This window comes from Pseudomonas sp. GL_090 (genome assembly GCF_057837765.1).
In genome coordinates, this window is the sequence record NZ_CM174452.1 from 3803882 (window position 1) to 3824292 (window position 20411).

The window sequence follows — 20411 nt, forward strand, 5'->3', positions numbered from 1 at the left end:
TATTGATGCTGGCTGACACTCCGCAATCGCGAGCAGGCTCGCTCCTACAGTTTTGAATTTCTGTCATACCAAAACTTGGTGTTCACCAGAGATCCCCTGTAGGAGCGAGCCTGAACTGGCCTAATAATTCCGGACACCTCTTAAGGGCGATATGATTTCGCCAACTTGGAGGTTCCATGAACGAAAGAAAGGTCTATACCCGCGAATTCAAGCTGCATGCTGCCAGCATGGTGCTTGATGATAACTGCCCGGTTCCAGACGTGTGTGCATCGCTGGACATCGGGCCCACCGCTTTACGGCGCTGGGTCGATCAGGTTCGCAAGGAACGCGAGGGACAGCCCGTCAAGGGCACCAAGGCGATTACCGAAGATCAACGGCAGATCCAGGAACTAAAGGCCAAGATCAAGCGCATGGAGATGGAAGCCGAGATCTTAAAAAAGGCTACCGCTCTCTTGATGTCGGATCCCGATCGTTTTCGATGATTGCGGAACTAAGAGAGTCATTCCCGACTGCCATTGTGTGTCGTGTTTTCGAGGTGAAGCGCAGCAGCTTTTATGAGTGGCTTCAGCGGCGAGCCAAACCGCGGATCAGACGCGAAGAGCTCAAGCTGAAAGTGGTTGAACTGCACAGCGAAAGCCGGGAAGCCATGGGTTCCAGAATGATCAGCAAGAACCTGAAGTCCCAAAACATCGCGATCGGAAGAGGCCTTGTCAGAGTGCTGATGAGGGAGGCCAACATTGTCAGTAAACAACGTCAGCCTCACCCATTCAGATCCAAAGGCGTTGAAGCATTTGTCGCGCCCAATCGGCTCAAGCGCAATTTCAAGCCGGCTGCAGTCGATCAGGTTTGGTGTGGCGACGTTACCAGCTTGATGGTGGGCAAACGCTGGGTTCATCTGGCCATCGTGATCGACTTGTTTGCTCGCCGCGTCATTGGCTGGGCGTTTTCGCTGGTCAATGACGCCCACTTGGTCAGCAAGGCGCTACGCATGGCAGCAGAGGTTCGAACGTGTCCTCCGGGACTGATGTTCCATTCGGATCAGGGCTGTCAGTACACCAGCCGCAAGTTTCAAGAAGAACTGAAGCGTCGTGACATATTGCAAAGCATGAGTCATCGCGGGCAGTGCTGGGACAACGCTCCAACAGAGCGGTTTTTCGGCACGCTGAAATCAGAATGGGTGCCTCGCAGTGGTTACAGCAAGATCGAGGAAGCAAAAACCGATATGGTGCGCTTCTTCATGTACTACAACCGCACCAGGCTCCACAGCTACAACAACTATCTGTCGCCAATAGCCATGGAGCAAAAAGCGGCATAAACACCGTAACCGGTGTCCGGGATTACTTGACCAGTTCAGCCTGCTCGCGATGGCGGCGGATCAGTCGATATTGAAGCTGGCTGACACTCCGCAATCGCGAGCAGGCTCGCTCCTACAGTTTTGAATTTCTGTCATACCAAAACTTGGTGTTCACCAGAGATCCCCTGTGGGAGCGAGCCTGCTCGCGATGGCGGCGGATCAGTCGATATTGATGCTGGCTGACACTCCGCAATCGCGAGCAGGCTCGCTCCTACAGTTTTGAATTTCTGTCATACCAAAACTTGGTGTTCACCAGAGATCCCCTGTGGGAGCGAGCCTGCTCGCGATGGCGGCGGATCAGTCGATATTGATGCTGGCTGACACTCCGCAATCGCGAGCAGGCTCGCTCCTACAGTTTTGAATTTCTGTCATACCAAAACTTGGTGTTCACCAGAGATCCCCTGTGGGAGCGAGCCTGCTCGCGATGGCGGCGGATCAGTCGATATTGATGCTGGCTGACACTCCGCAATCGCGAGCAGGCTCGCTCCTACAGTTTTGAATTTCTGTCATACCAAAACTTGGTGTTCACCAGAGATCCCCTGTAGGAGCGAGCCTGCTCGCGATGGCGGCGGATCAGTCGATATTGATGCTGGCTGACACTCCGCAATCGCGAGCAGGCTCGCTCCTACAGTTTTGAATTTCTGTCATACCAAAACTTGGTGTTCACCAGAGATCCCCTGTGGGAGCGAGCCTGCTCGCGATGGCGGCGGATCAGTCGATATTGATGCTGGCTGACACTCCGCAATCGCGAGCAGGCTCGCTCCTACAGTTTTGAATTTCTGTCATACCAAAACTTGGTGTTCACCAGAGATCCCCTGTAGGAGCGAGCCTGCTCGCGATGGCGGCGGATCAGTCGATATTGAAGCTGGCTGACACTCCGCAATTGCGAGCAGGCTCGCTCCTACAGTTCCGTTTTGGCCCTCTCCCCTGCTTCAACGCTGGTCAAGCCCGCAAGAGTCCCTATAATCGCGCCGTTTTCGTCTACCCTCACGAAGCGTCGTGCAGCAATCAGCTTGTGCGGGGCGCATCGACATTTTTCCGCTATTGAACCGGAGAACTTCCATGCTCAAACGTACCCTGGCAATGGCCGTCGGCCTGACCCTGTCCTTTTCCACCCTGCTGGCACAGGCCGCCGACACCCTCAAGGTCAGCGCCATTCCCGACGAAGCCCCCACCGAATTGCTGCGCAAGTTCAAGCCCCTGGGCGAGTATCTGGAGAAACAGCTGGGCATGAAGGTCGAGTTCGTACCGGTGTCCGACTACCCGGCGGTGGTCGAGGCCCTGGCCACAGACCGTATCGACATGGCCTGGCTGGGCGGCTTCACCTTCGTGCAGGCGCGGCTGAAAACCGGCAATGCCATTCCATTGGTACAGCGTGAGCAGGACGCGCAGTTCACCAGCAAATTCATCAGCGCCGACCCGGCCGTCAAGTCGCTGGCCGACCTCAAGGGCAAATCGTTCGCCTTCGGCTCGGTGTCGTCGACGTCGGGCAGCTTGATGCCGCGTTACTTCATGCTGCAGGACGGCATCAAGCCTGAAACCTATTTCAGCCGTGTCGGTTACTCCGGCGCCCACGACGCCACCGTCGCCTGGGTTCAGGCTGGCAAAGTGGACGCTGGCGTACTCAATGCCAGCGTCTGGGCAAAACTGGTCGCGGCCGGAAAGGTCGATACCGACAAGGTCAAGGTCTTTGCCACCACGCCGGCCTACTTCGACTACAACTGGACCGTACGCGGCACCCTCGACCCGGCGCTTGCGGCCAAGATCAAGGCAGCCTTCCTCGCGCTCGACCCGGCAAAACCCGAAGACAAGGCCATCCTGGACCTGCAAGCCGCCAGCCGTTTCATCGAGACCAAGCCGGAGAACTACAAGGGTATCGAGGAAGCCGCGCGCGCTGCCGACCTGCTGAAATGACCTTGCATCTGAACCGGATCAGCCTCACCCACGGCAATGGCGTGCGTGCGCTGCATGAGATCGACCTGCACATCGCTGCCGGTGAGCAGGTCGCAATCATCGGTCCGTCCGGTGCCGGCAAATCGAGCCTGCTCAACGTGCTGGCCACCGCCCTGCGCCCGGACAACGGCGCGGTCGAGGTCCTCGGCGAGCACGCCTGGCAGCTTGGCGCGCATCGGCGTCAGCAGCTGCGGGCGCGCATCGGCCTGGTGCATCAGGCGCCGCCACTGCCACCCCGGCAACGGGTGGTCACGGCGGTGCTGGCCGGAAAGCTGGGCCAGTGGGGTTTTGCCAAAAGCCTGCTGAGCCTGCTGCATCCGGTGGATGTTCCGGGGGCGCGGGCGGCACTGGTCAAGCTGGACCTGGGTGACAAGCTGTTCGCCCAGTGCCAGCAATTGTCCGGCGGCCAACTGCAGCGCGTGGGCATTGCCCGGGTGCTGTACCAGGCGCCCGAAGTGCTGCTGGCCGATGAGCCGGTGTCGGCGATGGACCCCGTACTGGCCGGGCACACCCTGTCGATCCTCTGCCGCCACGCCCGGGAGCACAAGGTGACACTGGTCGCCAGCCTGCATGCCGTAGAACTGGCCTTGACGCACTTCACGCGCATCATCGGATTGCGAGAAGGACAGGTCCTGTTCGACCTTCCCGCCAGCGACGTCGACCACGATTTGCTCGACAAGCTCTACGCCAACGAGCAACTGCTGTCGCCACCCACGCCAGTGACGCCCTTGATCCTGCAGATTCCCCGATGCTGACCCGCGATACACGAGACCCGGCCACCCTGCCCCGCCTGCTGCTCAGTCTGTTGGCACTTGCTCTGCTGTGGCCCGGCATTCATTTCAGCGAACTGGACCTGGGTGTGCTGCTCCAGGCCGACAGCCAGAGTGAGATGGGCCGGTTTGTCTCAGCCTTCTGGCCGCCTGCCCATGGTGAAGAGTTCCTTCAGCTACTGTGGCAAGCCACGTTGCAAACCCTGGCCATCGCCACCGCCGGCATGGCCCTGGCCTTGATGTTGGCCGTGCCCGCCAGCTTGTTGGCCAGTCGAGCGCTGTCGCTGTCCGCAGCCTCGCGCAGTGGTCGTCCGAGCGCACTCGGGCGGCTGTTGCGCTGGCCGGTGCGCGGGCTGCTGATCTTCCTGCGCAGCGTGCCGGAAATCGTCTGGGCCTTGCTGTTCGTGCGCGCCGTCGGCCTTGGCCCGACGGCCGGGGTGCTGGCGATTGCCATCACCTACAGCGGCATGCTGGGCAAGGTCTACGCGGAAATCTTCGAATCCGTCGACCAGCGTCCCGCCCACTCGTTGCTGCAAGCCGGCAGCGGCCGGTTGGCGGCGTTCTGCTACGGCATCCTGCCCAATGTCGGCGCGGAGTTGCTGTCGTACACCGTGTACCGCTGGGAATGCGCGATCCGCGCGTCGGTGGTGATGGGCTTCGTCGGCGCTGGCGGGCTGGGCCAGCAGATCGACTTGTCGTTGCGCATGTTCGCCGGCGGTGAAGTGGCGAGCATGTTGCTGACCTTTTTCGTCCTGGTGCTGTTCGCCGATCAGATCAGCCGCCTGCTGCGCTGGAGGTTCGCATGAATCGCCTGATCAACCTGCTGCTGATCCTGTGCATTGGCGCAGCGGTCGTCGCTTCGTTCCGCTATCTGGGCATCGATCTCGGCGAACTGATGGGCAGCGGTAACCTGAAGCAGATGGGCGCCTACGTGCTGCGTTTTCTCAGCCCGGACCTGAGCGCCGGCCATCTGCAAGCCATCGGCCGTGGCGCCGTGGAAACCATGGCGATGTCGGCCCTCGGCACCCTGCTCGCGGCGGTGTTCGGCCTGGTGCTGGCACTGCCGGCAGCCGGGCGTTTCGGCTGGCCGCTGCAGAGTGCGGCGCGCCTGGTGCTGAACGCCCTGCGCGCCATTCCGGAACTGGTGTGGGCCGCGCTGATGGTGCTGGCCGCCGGACTCGGCCCCAACGCCGGTACCCTGGCACTGGCCATGCACACCACCGGGGTGCTGGGTCGATTGTTCGCCGAAGCACTGGAAAACACCCCGCCGCAACCGGCCGAAGCTATTCGTTTGCAGGGCGGCAACGTGGTCTGGGCTTTCTGCTACGGCACCCTGCCCAACCTGTTTCCGCAGTTGTTGGCGTACATCCTGTACCGCTGGGAAAACAACATCCGCATGGCCAGCGTGCTCGGCTTTGTCGGTGCCGGCGGTTTGGGGCAGATGCTCTATGTCAGCCTCAGCCTGTTCCAGGAAGCCCAGGCGAGCACGGTGATCCTGGCCATGTTGCTGCTGGTATTTGCCGTTGATGGGTTGAGCAGTTGGAGTCGCCAGCGCTGGGTTAAGGCGTGATGGGGGATTGAATGGATTTACACCTATATGACCGGTGATTGAGCTACTCGGCCTTTTTACCGGAGGTCACGAGTTCAATCGGATCAGTTATGTAGAACAAACAGGTAGATATGCAGGGTGAGGTTCAACCTGCCTGTACCGATCAACCATGATTACTCGCTGGCGGATCACGTTGAGGGTAAACATGCGGAGCCTCGATTCTCTCCTTGAGCCTGGCAGCAAAGTCGTGAGCACTTTGTTCATGCCGAAACTGGACTCGTCTGATGCCAAAACACACAGACCAAAGAGCTTCTCTTTGACTGGACAGGTACTCGACTTTCACTGACATGATCATGTCTCCAGGGCGCGATCCAAGGGTTAAAAGTGGATTTCAGCGGTCTTGAGGCCCAAGTCTCGAAGCTCGGCGATCAGGTCATCCAGATGCCCGAAAGACTCGACTTCCTCGTTGTCATCAACCAAAAAATAACTTCTCCCTGCGTCCTTCTTGAAAAACACGATCCACTCCTTGGGGTTGGTCGGGTTTGCGATCACATGGGTGTCAAAGGTCACGCCTTCGGCGTGTTTGCTTTTCACAGCTTTACGATTCATGTCAGTCACCACGCTACACGCGCTCTCAAGATTCTCTATTTACAGTGCATGCCCGCCCAGCTCCATCTGAACTTTCTCTATAAACATCTCCAGCCGCCCGAAGCAGTGGATCAAAGGCATTTCAATTATCACTGTATGTTAATATTATGCACATGCATCCACTGAGGAGCTAGCCATGATTGCGATAGGTGAGGCATGGAAGGCGGGGTTGTTGGGGCGAGAGCATTGGCTCCGCAATCTGGTGTCTGGCGTGATCGTCGGGGTCGTGGCGCTCCCTCTGGCAATGGCGTTTGCCATTGCATCTGGCGTCAAACCTGAGCAAGGCATCTACACCGCAATCATCGGTGGTCTGCTGGTTTCGCTCTTTGGGGGAAGCCGCTTGCAGATTGCCGGGCCGACAGGTGCGTTCATCGTGATCCTGGCCGGAGTCACGGCCGAGCACGGTATAGACGGTCTGCAAATCGCGACGATGATGGCGGGTGCCATGTTGATATTGCTGGGGATGGCCCGGCTCGGTGCAATCATCAAGTTTATCCCCGATCCGGTGATCGTCGGATTCACCGCAGGCATCGGCGTGATCATCTGGGTCGGACAGTGGAAAGACTTTTTCGGTTTACCGAGGATCAGTGGAGAGCATTTCCATGAAAAGCTCTGGCATTTGCTCCAGGCGCTCCCTGATCTTCATATGGCCACGACCCTGCTGGCGGTACTCAGTCTTTTCCTGGTCATCACCGCGTCCAAAATTCCCGGACTCAAACGGGTACCTGGCCCATTAGTCGCAATGGCGGTCGCTACAGCGATACAGTCAACCTTTCATTTCGAGGGGGTAGCCACGATCGGCAGCGCATTTGGTGGCATACCTCAAGGCCTTCCAGCGTTGAGCCTGCCTGAAATCACGCTGTCTCGCGTCATCGACTTGATCGGTCCGGCGTTCACTATCGCCATGCTTGGAGCGATCGAATCGCTGCTGTCCGCCATGGTGGCCGATGGCATGGCGGGCACTAAGCACGATTCCAATCAGGAACTGGTCGGTCAGGGTGTGGCTAATCTGGTCACGCCATTGTTTGGCGGTTTCGCAGCGACCGGAGCCATTGCCCGTACTGCAACCAATATCCGTAACGGCGGCACGAGCCCGCTGGCCGGCATTACGCACGCGGTCACGTTGGTGCTTATTATTCTGTTTCTGGCACCTCTGGCCTCAAACATCCCACTGTGCGCCCTGGCCGCCATTCTTTTCGTGGTCGCGTACAACATGAGCGAGTTGAAGCACTTCAAACGCATGGTCCAGCGGACCCCGCGCGCAGACGTAGCTATTCTGCTCATCACTTTCAGTCTCACAGTGTTCAGTGACTTGGTGATCGCTGTGAACATCGGCGTCATCCTTGCGATGCTGCACTTCATGCGCCGCATGGCCTCATCTGTTGAGGTACAACAGGTAGTCGAGCACGAGCTTGAAGAAGAATTGAGGGCCAATGGGCACACTCGCCTGCCGCCTGGGACAATGATTTATACGATTGAAGGGCCATTGTTCTTTGGCGCGGCCGAGACCTTCGAGCGAGTCCTGGCACAGACCCATACCGATCCACGTCTGCTGATTATTCGCTTGAAGCGTGTACCGTTTATGGATATCACTGGTTTGCAGGTACTGGAGGAGGTCATTCAGCAACTGCACAAGCGCAATATCGTGGTGAAACTCTGCGAAGCGAACACGAAGGTGCTCAACAAGCTCGATAGGGTGGGTATCTTGCAAGAAATCGGCACGGAGCATTACCACGCCGACTTCAACACCGCGCTGGCTAAAGCGGTCAGTCTCGCAGAGGGTCCATCGACCCTTTAAAGGCTTGCTGCCCGTGCCAGGTTATGACTTGGTACTGGCGGCATGCTTGCTTTTGGTCGAATAGGTGGCACCGTGGGTGTCCAGGTAGTCACGAATCAGTTGACGGACCACCTGAGAAGGCGTCAGGTCTTGTGCTGCACAGAGTTCCTCGAAGGCTTTTTTCTTGACGGGATCAATGAGCACAGTGAGGCGCGCAGTCTTGCTTTCCATGGGGTATTCAATCGCTCAATTCGCTAGATGTTAATCAAATTGTAATTGCCTTGTCCGGCGCTGTCACTGTGCTGCTCGTTACTTCGACTTTACTCACAAGAAAAGATTCGGCTCTCACGGTGGGTGATGAGTCGGATCTGCTTCGACTCGCGTGGATAGTCCCCATCCGCGAGGAAGGGAGCAAATTTATTCCAAGCTAGCCGACTGCCTGCCAAACCAATACTTTCAACGCAAAAAACCTTCCTGCGCGTCAACACAGGAAGTTTTTTTGTTTGCGGCCGATCAGTCTTTAGCCTGGCTCAACTTGGTGAACAACTCGGTCGGTACTTTCTTGCCGTTCGAGGTGAACTGGTTGGTGCGGAACTTGTACACCTCACCCTCGGACAGGAAACCATCGCCATTGGTGTCCATCGCCTTGAATTCCTCGGTGCCCTTGGGCGCCACCGCCAGCAGTTCCTTGAGCGACACGCGGCTGTCATCATCGGTGTCGGTGCGCGCAAACGAAGCATCGCCGCATTTGCCTTCACCGCACTTGCCCTCGGCCTGGGTCTTTTGCGCGCCGGCTTCGGCACCGCACTTGCCTTCGCCACACTTGCCTTCGCTGGTCTTTTCCGCGGAAGCCAGTTGATAGCCCTGAGGCAAGGCCTCGGCGGAAAACGCCGAGGACGCGAAGTTGATACCGCCGACCAGTGCAACAGCGATCAGGCCAATGCGGGTTTTGTTCGACTGGATACGAGACATGTTGATACTCCGGATCAATGGTGCGGCGGGACCTCTATTGGTCGTACCGCAAGGGTTGATAAACCTGGTGGCGAGCTGCGTTGTGCATCTCGCTTTGCCAGGTCTATTTGGCCCCGGTGGTGTATCCCGGCTGTATCCGTAAAGCGCTGGTTTTGTATGGCTGTATGCGGATGCCGCGCCCTGATACACGGCGATACACGAAAGCCGATACTCCGTTGCTCATGTCCGCAGGAGCGCTTGTTTAAAAAGGTTGTAGGGTATTTCCCGAGGGCTACAACACCTTGCGTCGTTGCCTACGGTTACGCCAGAATCCGCCGGCTTGTGCGCCTAGGGTCCAGGTTTTATCGTTTGCGCGTCGTTGCCAATTCAGCGACCAGGCTTGGAACCCTGATGATTAAACGGCGCATAACGCCCTTCATAACCTATGGTGCACACTTTTGAGTGTGTACTCCGTTATGGCGGCTGTGCGTGGGAGACCTTAGGGTCTGCCGGGTTTCCGTTTCCCGGGTTCCAACCTGCGTACAGCTGCCACCCTTCGCTTGGAACCGAATGGTGCAGCGCTAACTCGTAGACGGAGAGTTACCATGTTCAAAGTCACCCCCAACCCGCCGGACACCGATCCAACATCCCCGTACGAATCCGATTCAAACAAGCTCAACGAGGCTGCCGAACGCACGCTCGCCTACCACTTCCCGTCGACTGCCGACATCAAAGCCACACCGCGCACGCCTGGCTCTCTGTTTACCGTCGACCCCAAGATCGATACCGAAACCCTGATGGTGTATCTGGTCGAAACGCTGGCCTCGGTCGATGTGATGGTGCACCAGTTGGTGGATCACCTGGACGGCGGATCGCGCAATGCCCTGCTGGGGATTTCCAACAGTGTGATGTTGGCGGAGATCACGGCGAATCGGGTGCTGGACCTAATCGACCCGCCCGCATAAATACGGCTACCTGAGGCGAGGGAGTTTGCTCCCTCACTTCAGTTCCTGTGTTTTTGATGTTGGCTGGGCTATCACTAGTTCGGGTCCAGCAACCCCCCACTCCAATTACGCGACACCCGGCTACCGGTGAACTTCGCCACCCCCATGCCCTGGGGGATCAGGCGGTCGCGATAGCGCGTCACCAGGCGCCCCGCTTGTTCGGCGTGCAGTACCACTTCGGAGGACGGGTCGCCCGGCCGCCCAAGGATTCGCGCAAAGCGTTGCCCTTCCTCGACAAAATCCCCCAGCTCTTTTTCGAAGATCAGCACCCCGGGTTGCGGCGCGATGATGGTTTCCATGTTGCCCATTTCCACGGCCTCAACGGGCCAGTCCGTGGGCGCCACTGACTCATCGATGACACCGCAACCGCACAGCCAGTTGTACAGCCCTTCGGCATCCTGTTCGGCAAAACGATCGCTGACATCGCCCTGCCCGCGCAGCTCCAGGGTCGCAGCCAAGCGCCCCGCTGTGACTCCGTCGCGTATCCAAGGAGCAATGATGGTTTCCTCGAAGGAGCCATCGCCGCCGTCATCCCAGATGATCGCCACGTCCATCTTCATCGCCGCCGCCAGTTCGCGGCCACGGGGCCAGAAACTGCGGTGCATGTACAGGTACGGCAGCGCCTCGTCATCGGTGTGCAGGTCGAGCATCACATCGGCCGGGGCGGCCAGTTGCACCAGTTGCTTTTGCCATTGCTGAACGCAGGTCGAAGGTCGTTCCATGGCCGCCGACTGGTCGAACCCGCGATTGAAGTTTTGCCCGGTGGCGTCGTGATAACGGCCGAGGATCCGCCCCTGGCGAAACTGCCCGATGCCCAGCGGATTGGCCTGCGGCACCACGGTAATGTTGCCTTTGAGCCGGCCCTGGGTTTCGGCGGTGTGCAGTCGTTGCATCAACAAGTGAAGCACCAGCATCCCGGCGATTTCATCGGCATGAACGCCGGCCTGCAGGTGCACGTTTGGCCCGCTGCCATCGCCTGTATAACGCCAGGCACCGACCCGCACGGCGTCACCGTTGTTGTTGCGAACACTGAACGAAATATCCTGCGGCATTGGCTTTCCCTCCCGTCATGAACCTTGAAAAACGTTGTATCGCTGCTGCCGAGGCTGGTGATTGAACAGACGTTCAACTAAGCTCGGCATCGTGGAACCTCACCCAAGGACAGCCTTGTGACAACCGATGCCCCGAAAAACCGCCGCGCCGAACCCGAGGACCGTCGCGAAATGCTGGTGGCCGCCACCCTGCGCTGCCTGGGCCGCGACGGTCACGCCGGGATTTCCGTGCGACGCATTGCCACCGAAGCCGGGGTGTCCGTGGGGTTGCTCAACCATCACTTCGGCAGCATCGAAGTACTGATCGCCGACACCTACCAGCGGCTGGCGAGCGAACTGACCACGGCCCTGCTCCAGGAAATCGAGCAGGCCCAGACACCCGCGCAAAAGATCGATGCCTTTCTCGAAGGCTCGTTTTCCCCCAGGGTCATGGACCCGAAACTGCTCGGCGTGTGGGTGGTGTTCTGGAGCCTGATCCGTCACTCCGAACACGTCAGCCAGTCCCACGAAAAAAGCTACCGCGCCTACCTCGACCTGATCCGCCAGTTGCTCGAAGGGCTGGCCGCCAGCGAAGGCTTCGTGATTCACGACACGCGCCTGGCCGCCATCGGCTTATCGGCGATGCTCGACGGTCTCTGGCTCGAGTGGTGCCTGAATCCCGAGACCTTCAGCGCCGCCAACGGACTGCATATCTGCCGTTGCTGGATAAAGGGGCTGCGTCACGGAGCATTCAGCACCGACGACGTCTTGTGACACGTGTCGGCCGAAGATCATCGCCAGAGGGCCGCTGACGGAGGTCAACCCGTGGCGAACTCATCAGGCCGACCTGCGTACCGGCGTTCCGCGCCGTTCGGCAAAGGCAAACAGCGCTTCGATCAGGAACGTCAGGCAGACGTAGACACCGGCCACCAGCAACAGGGGTTCGTACACCTGCAGGGTTTGCGCGCGGACCACGTTGGCGGCGCCGAGCAGATCGATCACGGCGATGGTCGAGGCCAGCGCCGTGGACTTGAGCAGCATCACGGTTTCCCCCGCCAGAGTCGGCAGCAACAGGCGCATCGCCCGGGGCAAGCGCACCCGCAGCAAGGACTGGCGCGCGGTCATGCCGAAGGCCGATGCCGCTTCCATTTCACCCTTGGGTACCGCCAGCAGGCCACCGCGAATCACTTCGCCGACATAGGCCCCCACCGACACCACCAGGGCGAACACGATGTACCAGTAACCGTCGCGCAGGTACGGCCAGAGGAAGCTGCCGCGAATCAGCGGGAACTGGGCAAACAGGCTGCCCAGGCCGTAGTAGAAAATGTAGATCTGGATCAGCAACGGCGTCCCGCGCGTGACGCTGGTGTAGAACAGGCTGACCTTGGCGATCACCCTGTTTTTCGAGATCCGCGCCAGCGCCACCAGCACCGCCAGGACAAACCCGAACACACTGGCGATCAATAGAATCGTGAGGGTGGTTTGCAGCCCCCGGCCCAACAGTGCCGCGTATTCAACTATCCACGCTGGAATCATTTCATTCTCTCTGCCGGTTCAGTCAACAAGAGGCATCCAGCGACGAATGCGTCGCTCCAACCGTCCCGAAAGGTAGTTGGACACCAGCGTCACCGCGTAGTACAGCGCGGCAGCCGTGAGGTAGAACAACAGATAGTGGCGCGTCGACCCCGCGCCTTGCTTGGCGGTGTACAGCAGTTCGTTGGTGCCGACCACGCTGATCAGCGCACTGTCCTTGATCAGGTTGATCCACAGGTTGGCCATCCCGGCCATGGCGTAAGGCGCCATGATCGGCAGCGTGACCCGGCGGAACAGGCCGAAACCATTGAGGCCGAACGCCTTGGCCGCTTCGATCTGGCCGAAGGGAATCGCCTGGATCGCCGCGCGGAAGATCTCCGAGGCATAGGCGCCCTGCACCAGCCCCAGCACCACGATGGCCGCCAGCGGTCCGCTGACATTGACCACGCCGTAGCCCAGGTGGGTCATCAGCGAATTGAGGAGCATGGAGCCGACGTAGTACAGCAACAGAATCAGCAGCAATTCCGGCACCGCCCGGAACAAGGTGGTGTAGCCGCGCATCAGCGCTGCAATCGGCTTTGGCGCGCCAAGCTTGAGGCACGCCACCACCAGCCCGATGGCCAGCCCGAGCACAAAGGCCCCGGCGGAAATCTGCAGGGTCATCCAGAGCCCCTTCAACAGCGCACTGCCCCATCCCTGCTCGGTGAAATTGATCAGATCGAACATTGCCGGCATTTCACTCTCCAGTCGGAGGACACGGTCCCCTGTAGGAGCGAGCCCGCTCGCGAAAAACGTTAAAGATGGCGCGGTCACTCAGATGACCCGCGGCGCTTTTGCGTCCATCGCGAGCAGGCTCGCTCCTACAGGGTTTTTTGTGTGCCTGGGGTCAGAACGCAGGCTTCACGCTGGTGCCGAAGTAGCTCTGGGACAGGTCGTCGTAGTCTTTGCTCGCCAGCAACTCCTGGATGGCCTTGTCCAGTTTGGCCTTGAGTTCGGTGTCGTCCTTGCGCAGGTCGGCCCCCACGCCTTTGCCGAAGATCGGGTCATAAGGCACGGTGCCGAGGTAGGCCAGGTCCTTTGCATCCGGGGTCTTGATGAACGCGGCCATGGCAGTGCCGTCGGCCATCATCAGGTCAATGCGCCCGGCAATCAGGTCGGCGTTGGCCGAGTCCTGGGTGTCGTAGTACTTAACGTCGGCAATTTTTTCGTAGTAGGTCTTCAGGTAGCTGGCGCTCACGGTCGAGTTCTGCACGCCGATGATTTTGCCCTTGAGGTCATCCGGGTACTTCTTCACCGACGCTTCTTTCGGGCCGACGACGGCAATCGCCGAATCGTAGTAGGCCTTGCTGAAGGCGATCTGTTTTTCCCGTTCTTCGGTCACCGACATCGAGGAAAAGATCACGTCGATCTTCTTCGCCAGCAGCGACGGAATGATGCCGTCCCACGCCACTTCCTTGATCTCGCAATCGGCTTTCATTTCGCTGCACAGCTTGTGGATCAGGTCGACTTCGAAGCCTTTCCACTCACCGTTGGCCTGTTTTTCGGTGTACGGCGGATAGGGTTCAGCCGCCACCGCGAACCTGATCGGCTGTGCTTGCGCCGCACTCATGCCGGCCAGCATTACGCAGGCCGCACCGGTCAACCAGTTTGCAAAACGTCGATTTCCCATGTTGTTTTCCCGTCTTTTTATGATGAGTTAGCGAGTCTGATGAGCGTTGACGAATTGTCGGCAACGCTCGCTGCGTGGGTGTACGAACACTTCGTCCGGCGAACCGGTTTCCTCGATCAGCCCTTGATGCAAAAAGGCGACTTTGGAAGAGACATCGCGTGCGAAAGCCATTTCATGAGTCACCAGGATCATGGTCCGGCCTTCTTCGGCGAGGGAGCGGATCACCCGCAGCACTTCCCCGACCAGTTCCGGGTCGAGTGCCGAGGTGGGTTCATCGAACAGCATGACCTTGGGCCGCATGGCCAGGGCCCGGGCGATGGCCACCCGTTGTTGCTGTCCCCCGGAGAGAAACGCCGGGTACTCGTTGCGCTTGGCCGCAAGGCCTACGCGTTCGAGCAGCGCTTCGGCCCGTTCCGTGGCCTCCGCACGGCTTTCACGCAGGACCTGGGTCGGCGCTTCGATGAGGTTTTCCAGCACGGTGCGATGGGGCCAGAGGTTGAAGTTCTGGAACACCATGCCCAGGCTCGACCTTATGCGCACAAGCTGTTTGGCGTCCGACACCAGCGGTGCACCGGGGCGATTCTGGTTGAGGTGAATGCTTTCGCCATCGACCAGGATGCGTCCCTGATCCGGCACTTCGAGCATGTTGATGCAGCGCAGCAAGGTACTTTTGCCCGAGCCGCTGGCACCGATCAGGGAGATCACCTCGCCCTCGCGGGCGGTCAGGGAAACGCCCTTGAGCACTTCGATATTGCCGAAGCGTTTGTGCAGGCCATCGACCTCGATCATGGTCTTGGCGGCGACCGGTTCGACGGTCGCGGTACGGGTCACCGTGCCGATCACCGGCCTCGGCGCTTCACCGTTGAGCACCTGGACAAAGCCACAAATGCGCTGGCAGGCCTGGGCCAGTCGCTCGTCGCTCAGGGTGAACGACAGCCGTACAAAACCCTGAGCCGGCTCACCGAATGCCGCCGCATCCAGCACCGAGACACCGGCTTCGCGCAGCAGGCGCCAGGCGAATTCCAGCGAGGTCAGGCCGGTGCCGCGCACGTCCACCAGCACGAACATGCCGGCATCGGGGTTGAGCACGCTGATGCCCGGGCAATTCGCCAGGCCGGACACCACCAGGTCGCGGCGCCGACGATAGATCTCGCGCATGCCATGGCTGACTTCGTCATGGGACTGCACGGCCTTGAGCGCCGCTTCCATGACAAACCCGGGCAAGCCGTACAGCATGCTCAACACCAGGGTTTCGACATGATTGACCAGGGCTTCATTGGCCACGACCCAGCCGATGCGCCAACCGGTCATCGCATGGGATTTGGACAGGCTGCCGATCACCACGCAGCGCTCGGCCATGCCCGGCAACGCTGCCAGGCTCAGGTGTTGACGCTCGTAGGCGAGGCTCTCGTAGACCTCGTCCACCACCACCCACAGATCATGGGCGATAGCGAGTTCGGCGATGGCTTGCAGCTCTTCGCGATTGAGTACCACGCCGGTGGGGTTGTTCGGGTTGGAGAAGAAGATCGCCCGGGTGCGTGGGGTAATGGCCTTTGCCAACACGGCGGCATCAAGGCGAAAACCCGAGTCCGCCGCGCAAGGCACCCGCACCAGCGTGGCGCCGGACGCCTTGAGCGTCGCTTCGTAGGTGACGTACATCGGATCGAAGGCAATCACTTCGTCGCCGGCACCGAGCAGGCACATCGAGGTGGCGAACAAGGCGTTCTGCGCACCGGCCGTGAGAATGACGTTGGACGCCTGCAGTTCGCGGTCGATCAACTGGCTGTAGCGACCGGCAATCGCCTCGCGCAGGGCCTGACGGCCGGCGATTTCGGTGTAGTGGGTATCCCCTTCACGCAGGGCGTGGATGGCGGCGTCGGTGATGAAATCGGGGGTGGGGAAATCCGGGTCGCCGACGCTGAGGATGATCACGTCCTCGCCTTTGCGCTGCGCCGCACTGGCCGCGTAGTGGATATCCCAGGCGGCAACGCCTTGGCCACTGATCCGTTCAACAAAGGGTGAAAACCGCATGCCAGTGCCTCGTTCGAATTGAAGAAACGCAAGCCCGCAACCAGCCGGGGGAAGGTGGTCCCCAACATAGTCCAGACTGAACACTCGTTCAACAGAAAACTCGCAAGGCTTCGCGTTCAGCGCAAACAGGTCGTTTTCACGACAGTCGCGCCGTTTTTCAGCACGGCGCGATCAAGCGACGTGAAACGATTTTGCTGACGGCTCCCATCATCAGAGCCGCGAAAATCAGCCCCGCAGCCACCGCAAACGTCAACCGCATCCCCTGCGCGATGGCCTCGGGTTGCGCCTGCAAAATATCGCCGCTGGCCGTGCCGAAGGCGAACACAGCGCCCATGACCGAGGCGCCGGTAATCAGCCCCAGGTTGCGAGACAGGCCGAGCACACCGGACATCACGCCCCGTTGATCCGGCACAATGTCCGCCATCACGGCGGTATTGTTGGCCGCCTGGAACAGTGCATAGCCGGCCGTGAGGAGCACCAGCGGCACGACGTAGCCGAGCACGCCGACGCTCATCGGCACGACGGGAAGGAGGCAAGCGCCGGTCAACATGGCAATCAGCCCGACCGTGCTCGAACGCTGCGGGCCCAATCGGTCGACCAGGCGTCCGGAGGGCACACCGGCCAATGCCGCCACCAGCGGCCCGGTCGACATCACCAGCCCGACACTTGCCGCGCTCAAACCCAGCGCACCCGCCAGATAGAACGGGCCGACCACCAGGGTGGCCATGACCACCGTGGTCACCAGGCTACTCATGGCGAACCCTGCGCTGAGCAGCGGATTGCGCAACATCGCCAAATTGATCAGCGGCGACCCGGCGGTCTGCTCGACGAACACGAACAGTATCAAGCCGATCACCGCGACCAGCAGCAGCGCCGTATTGAGCGGGCCAAAGCTGCCGCGTCCGAGGGTCATTGCCAGTGCGTAAGCCAATAGGGTCAGGACCAATACCAGAGTGCCAAGCGCGTCGAAATCGGGCCGAGTGGACGTCATCTCGTGGCGATCCTGCGGCAAAAAGCGCCAGGCCTGTCCGATCGCCAGGACACCCAAGGGCAGGTTCAGCAGAAAAATCCCCTGCCAGCCCACCTGGGCAATCAACACGCCGCCAAGCGCCGGCCCCAGCGAAGTGCCAATCGCCGACATCGTGCCGAGCACGCCCATCGCGCTGCCCATTTTTTCCTTGGGCACCGCCCCGCTCACCAGCGCCATGGTCAGCGCCATCATGGTCGCCGCGCCGATGCCCTGTACGGCCCGGGCGGCAATCAGCAACCACAGATTGGGCGCCAGCGCGCACAGAAGCGAGGCGACGGTGAACAGCGCAATGCCGATCAGCAGCAATCGCCGCCGCCCCATGAGGTCGCCGAGCCGGCCGACGCTGACGATCAGCACGGTGATGCTCAACAGATAGGCGAGCACCACCCACTGCACGGCCTGGAACGACGCTGAAAACGCCTCGGCCAGTGTCGGTAAACCCACGTTGGCAATGCTGGTGCCCAGGGACGACAGCAGCATGGAAAGCGACAGGCTGGCCAAGGCGCCTCGAATCGATATGGACTTCATTTTCTCGCGACTCCGCAAATAGTTGTCCCGAGCCTAAGCCTGGCCATAACATGGCGGAAGACGCAGCATTTGCACTTTATTCATGCACCAGACGCCATATAGCTGCAAACCCTTGTGGGAGCGAGCCTGCTCGCGAAAGCGGTGTGTCAGACAACATCATTTTTAATGTGCCACCTTCGCGAGCAGGCTCGCTCCCACAAGGATTCACTCCATGCCAGACCTGAATCTGCTGATCACCCTGAATGTGCTGCTCGAAGAAGGCAGCGTGGCCCGCGCCGCGCAGCGTTTGCGCCTGAGCCCGTCGGCCATGAGCCGGGCACTGGCGCGATTGCGCGAAACCACGGGCGATCCACTGCTGGTGCGGGCCGGTCGCGGACTGGTTCCCACGCCCCGGGCGCTGGAGTTGCGTGAACGGGTCGGCGTGCTCGTGCAGGACGCCGAAGCCGTCCTGCGCCCCGCCGAGGCACTCGCCCTCGATCAACTGGTGCGCACCTTCACCCTGCGCACCAGCGATGGCTTCGTGGAAAATTTCGGACCGCCACTGATCGCCCGCCTCCACCAGGACGCACCCGGTGTGCGCCTGAATTTCGTGCAGAAGCTGAACAAGGACAGCACCCTGCTGCGCGAAGGTGCGGTGGATCTGGAAACCGGTGTGATCGGCGAATCCACCAGCCCGGAAGTGCGCACCCGGATGCTGTTTCGCGACCGGTTCATTGGCGTTGTGCGCAAGGGGCATCCACTGGCTCGCGGCGAGATGACACCCGCGCGTTATGCCGCCGCCCGGCACATCCTGGTCTCGCGCCGGGGCCACGAAAAAGGCGTCATGGACGACGCCTTGCATGAACTGGGACTGAAGCGGGACATCGCCACCATTGTCGCCGGTTTCTCTTCGGCGATTGCATTGGCGCGGGCTTCAGACCTGGTCGCCAGCGTACCGCAGCGGCACGTCGGCAACCTGTGCCAGGGGATGCACTGCTTTGCCCTGCCGTTCCCCACGCCGCCCATCACGGTTTCGATGCTGTGGCACCCGCGCATGGACGCCGACCCGGCGCACCGCTGGTTGCGCGGTTGCGTGTGGGAGGTTTGCAGTCAGTAACGCCACCGAAAAACGTAGGAGCGAGCCTGCTCGCGATGGTCGTTAACGATAACGCGTGTTTATTGATTAAACGCAGCGCTCTCAAGACCATCGCGAGCGAGCTCGCTCCTACATTACTGCTTCATGATCAGCAGCGGCTCGCCTTTCTTGACAATGTAGGTCGCCAGTTCCGAGGCCTTGCCCTGGCCCACGTTCTTCGCCACATGGGCCACGCCTTCGGGGATGTACAACGAATCACCGGCCTTGAGCGTTACCGGTGCCCGCCCTTCCAGCTGATACTCAAAGGTGCCGCTGATCACGTGCGCCACTTCTACGCCCGGGTGAGCATGTTTAGGCGACGTCACGCCCTGATCGAAGTCCACGAGCACCTGCAGGACTTCGCGGTTGGCGGCGCCCAGGTCTTCGCGTACCAGGTCGGTGCGATGCAGGCCCTGCTGCCAGCTTTTCATCGCCGGGGCCGGTTGTGTTTCCTGGGCTTGAGCGAGGCTCGCAATAGTCGCGAGCCCTGCGGCGGCCAGGACCAGACCAAGCTTGCCGAGGGTGTGACGGGTGTGGGTACGCGACATTGTCTTTCCTCCAGTTGAACCACGCCAGGCCGCGCCGAAAGTGGCGCGATGCCGGTGATTCCATTTGAAGGCCGCCGTGTATCGCCCAGGTGTCGGGAAACGGCGGTTTTGTATGCCCCGGTAACGGCGGGCGTTGCGGATACCTGCTGATACAAACCCGTATCGGCGGGTACGGCATCGCGGTCAATGGCGAAGATCAAGTGACCGCGACCCGCTCCCACTCAGGTCGCGGCTTTCAGGCCCTCAAAAAACCCTCTTTGGGGTTTGTATGTGCCCACAGGTCATAATTGATCAACTAGCGGCTGTACTCATCACAGATTGGTTGATCCAAATTCATGCACCGTCGAATATCTGTTGACCTGACTGTTTCGTACCAACAAACTTTTCTGTTCTTGTGTATTTCTAAAGGTTTGTCTGATGCGTAAATCATTCACTGTCGTTGCACTAAGCCTCCTTGTATCGCAGTACTCCCTCGCCGGCGAAGCCACCAACACAGCAATCGGTGGCGGTGTCGGTGGCGCCCTTGGAAGCGCGGTCGGTCAGGCTATGGGAGGTAGCACTGGCGCTGCGATCGGAGCCGGCGTAGGTGGCGCAGCTGGGGGCGCAATATCTGCGAAGAGTGGCAACAAGACCGAATCAGCCATTGGCGGGGGGCTCGGTGCAGCGGGTGGCCAGGTAATCGGCAACAGTGTTGGTGGTTCCACCGGTGGCCTGATCGGCGCTGGACTGGGCGGCGCAGCAGGTGGTGCTATCGGCAACAATCTGGCCAAGGACAACGATAATGACAATGACAACGACCACTACAACCACAAGCATAAAAATAAGTACAAGAACAAACATAAACACAAGCATGACGACTGATCTCGGTCGCCAAGCAGTTCGGCCACAAAGACTTGGACCCTGATCGCCAAGGTTTATGGC

General features: G+C 60.0%; 21 protein-coding genes. 11 read left to right on the top strand and 10 right to left on the bottom strand.

The window, feature by feature from the left end:
• The first annotated feature begins 176 nt into the window (after window positions 1–176).
• The 6 genes from AC3ITA_RS16985 to phnE all read left to right on the top strand — a co-directional run bounded on the left by AC3ITA_RS16985 (window position 177) and on the right by phnE (window position 5647).
• On the top strand, window positions 177–482 hold the full coding sequence (locus AC3ITA_RS16985; protein ID WP_008047186.1) for an IS3 family transposase: 306 nt from the start codon (window positions 177–179) through the stop codon (window positions 480–482).
• Window positions 479–1315 carry an IS3 family transposase gene (locus AC3ITA_RS16990; protein WP_489277972.1) on the top strand — a complete coding sequence of 279 codons (837 nt, stop codon included), beginning with the start codon at window positions 479–481 and terminating at the stop codon, window positions 1313–1315. The genes AC3ITA_RS16985 and AC3ITA_RS16990 overlap by 4 nt, the downstream gene beginning before the upstream one ends.
• Window positions 1316–2416: 1101 nt before the next feature.
• Window positions 2417–3268: a putative selenate ABC transporter substrate-binding protein gene (locus tag AC3ITA_RS16995; RefSeq protein ID WP_489277973.1), complete on the top strand. Its 852-nt coding sequence runs from the start codon at window positions 2417–2419 to the stop codon at window positions 3266–3268.
• Entirely contained in the window at window positions 3265–4062 is a 798-nt protein-coding gene (locus AC3ITA_RS17000) for a phosphonate ABC transporter ATP-binding protein (protein WP_489277975.1), read from the top strand. The genes AC3ITA_RS16995 and AC3ITA_RS17000 overlap by 4 nt, the downstream gene beginning before the upstream one ends.
• Complete coding sequence (locus AC3ITA_RS17005) at window positions 4056–4883, top strand: PhnE/PtxC family ABC transporter permease (RefSeq protein WP_414928930.1); 828 nt, start codon at window positions 4056–4058, stop codon at window positions 4881–4883. Before AC3ITA_RS17000 ends, AC3ITA_RS17005 begins: the two co-directional genes overlap by 7 nt.
• Entirely contained in the window at window positions 4880–5647 is a 768-nt protein-coding gene (gene phnE / locus AC3ITA_RS17010) for a phosphonate ABC transporter, permease protein PhnE (RefSeq protein WP_489277977.1), read from the top strand. Before AC3ITA_RS17005 ends, phnE begins: the two co-directional genes overlap by 4 nt.
• A gap of 357 nt (window positions 5648–6004) precedes the next feature.
• Here phnE and AC3ITA_RS17015 read toward each other — a convergent pair whose 3' ends face one another.
• Window positions 6005–6235 carry a hypothetical protein gene (locus AC3ITA_RS17015; protein WP_032828974.1) on the bottom strand — a complete coding sequence of 77 codons (231 nt, stop codon included), beginning with the start codon at window positions 6233–6235 and terminating at the stop codon, window positions 6005–6007.
• Between the two features lie 175 nt (window positions 6236–6410).
• On the opposite strand from AC3ITA_RS17015, the gene AC3ITA_RS17020 reads away from it, so the two are divergent.
• A complete protein-coding gene (locus tag AC3ITA_RS17020; RefSeq protein WP_489277979.1) occupies window positions 6411–8072 on the top strand; it encodes a SulP family inorganic anion transporter in 1662 nt (553 codons plus the stop codon).
• A gap of 21 nt (window positions 8073–8093) precedes the next feature.
• On the opposite strand, the gene AC3ITA_RS17025 is transcribed toward AC3ITA_RS17020, so the two are convergent.
• Window positions 8094–8282, bottom strand: coding sequence for a ribbon-helix-helix protein, CopG family (locus tag AC3ITA_RS17025; protein ID WP_046043116.1), 189 nt, complete (start codon window positions 8280–8282; stop codon window positions 8094–8096).
• 282 nt (window positions 8283–8564) lie between these two features.
• Window positions 8565–9023, bottom strand: coding sequence for an HvfA family oxazolone/thioamide-modified RiPP metallophore (locus AC3ITA_RS17030; protein ID WP_150674150.1), 459 nt, complete (start codon window positions 9021–9023; stop codon window positions 8565–8567).
• Between the two features lie 584 nt (window positions 9024–9607).
• Between AC3ITA_RS17030 and AC3ITA_RS17035 the strand changes: the two genes are divergently transcribed.
• A complete protein-coding gene (locus AC3ITA_RS17035; protein ID WP_489277982.1) occupies window positions 9608–9967 on the top strand; it encodes a DUF6124 family protein in 360 nt (119 codons plus the stop codon).
• A 74-nt stretch (window positions 9968–10041) separates the two neighbouring features.
• Here AC3ITA_RS17035 and AC3ITA_RS17040 read toward each other — a convergent pair whose 3' ends face one another.
• Window positions 10042–11058 (bottom strand): M14 family zinc carboxypeptidase, encoded by a 1017-nt coding sequence (locus AC3ITA_RS17040; protein WP_489277983.1) that lies wholly within the window; start codon window positions 11056–11058, stop codon window positions 10042–10044.
• Window positions 11059–11175: 117 nt separating this feature from the next.
• On the opposite strand from AC3ITA_RS17040, the gene AC3ITA_RS17045 reads away from it, so the two are divergent.
• Window positions 11176–11811 carry a TetR/AcrR family transcriptional regulator gene (locus tag AC3ITA_RS17045; protein WP_095946245.1) on the top strand — a complete coding sequence of 212 codons (636 nt, stop codon included), beginning with the start codon at window positions 11176–11178 and terminating at the stop codon, window positions 11809–11811.
• Window positions 11812–11874: 63 nt separating this feature from the next.
• On the opposite strand, the gene AC3ITA_RS17050 is transcribed toward AC3ITA_RS17045, so the two are convergent.
• From AC3ITA_RS17050 to AC3ITA_RS17070, 5 genes are all read right to left on the bottom strand, one after another.
• A complete protein-coding gene (locus AC3ITA_RS17050; RefSeq protein ID WP_103397407.1) occupies window positions 11875–12573 on the bottom strand; it encodes an ABC transporter permease in 699 nt (232 codons plus the stop codon).
• 18 nt (window positions 12574–12591) lie between these two features.
• Window positions 12592–13305 (bottom strand): ABC transporter permease, encoded by a 714-nt coding sequence (locus tag AC3ITA_RS17055; protein ID WP_150674147.1) that lies wholly within the window; start codon window positions 13303–13305, stop codon window positions 12592–12594.
• 151 nt (window positions 13306–13456) lie between these two features.
• Window positions 13457–14239, bottom strand: a complete 783-nt coding sequence (locus AC3ITA_RS17060; protein ID WP_489277986.1) for a transporter substrate-binding domain-containing protein — start codon at window positions 14237–14239, stop codon at window positions 13457–13459.
• Window positions 14240–14266: 27 nt separating this feature from the next.
• On the bottom strand, window positions 14267–16270 hold the full coding sequence (locus AC3ITA_RS17065; protein ID WP_150674145.1) for an aminotransferase class I/II-fold pyridoxal phosphate-dependent enzyme: 2004 nt from the start codon (window positions 16268–16270) through the stop codon (window positions 14267–14269).
• Between the two features lie 157 nt (window positions 16271–16427).
• Window positions 16428–17846 (bottom strand): MFS transporter, encoded by a 1419-nt coding sequence (locus tag AC3ITA_RS17070; protein WP_489277988.1) that lies wholly within the window; start codon window positions 17844–17846, stop codon window positions 16428–16430.
• A 193-nt stretch (window positions 17847–18039) separates the two neighbouring features.
• Here AC3ITA_RS17070 and AC3ITA_RS17075 point away from each other — a divergent pair, with 193 nt between their 5' ends.
• Complete coding sequence (locus tag AC3ITA_RS17075) at window positions 18040–18924, top strand: LysR family transcriptional regulator (protein ID WP_150674142.1); 885 nt, start codon at window positions 18040–18042, stop codon at window positions 18922–18924.
• A gap of 113 nt (window positions 18925–19037) precedes the next feature.
• On the opposite strand, the gene AC3ITA_RS17080 is transcribed toward AC3ITA_RS17075, so the two are convergent.
• Window positions 19038–19490 carry a cupin domain-containing protein gene (locus AC3ITA_RS17080; RefSeq protein WP_489277990.1) on the bottom strand — a complete coding sequence of 151 codons (453 nt, stop codon included), beginning with the start codon at window positions 19488–19490 and terminating at the stop codon, window positions 19038–19040.
• Window positions 19491–19907: 417 nt separating this feature from the next.
• Between AC3ITA_RS17080 and AC3ITA_RS17085 the strand changes: the two genes are divergently transcribed.
• Window positions 19908–20351: a glycine zipper domain-containing protein gene (locus AC3ITA_RS17085; RefSeq protein ID WP_489277992.1), complete on the top strand. Its 444-nt coding sequence runs from the start codon at window positions 19908–19910 to the stop codon at window positions 20349–20351.
• The last annotated feature ends 60 nt before the right edge of the window (window positions 20352–20411 follow it).